The 223-nt window shown below is 71.7% G+C and carries 1 pseudogene; it reads right to left on the bottom strand.

The window, feature by feature from the left end:
* Nucleotides 1-39: 39 nt before the first annotated feature.
* Nucleotides 40-223: pseudogene (locus AOK08_RS47945) on the bottom strand (transcriptional regulator); the annotation flags it as partial.

The raw sequence follows: 223 nt of genomic DNA on the forward strand, positions 1-223 counted from the left end.
TGTGTCTCCCGTCACGCCGTCAGGTCGGCACCTCGCAGGTCACGCCGCCACCCGCAGGTCCAGCCGCGCCCCGAAATCCCGGACGACCGGTTCGTCGCGGTACGGCTCAAGGCGCAGCTGGAGGTCCTCCAGATACTCGGCGCCCCGGTTGGAGCGCAGGGTGCCGAGAAGATCCACGGCGCGCAGGCCCGTGTGGCAGGCCTCCTCCACCTCGCGCTGCTGG

Origin of the sequence: Streptomyces graminilatus (assembly GCF_001418565.1) — a bacterium.
Classification (GTDB): Bacteria; Actinomycetota; Actinomycetes; order Streptomycetales; family Streptomycetaceae; genus Streptomyces; species Streptomyces graminilatus.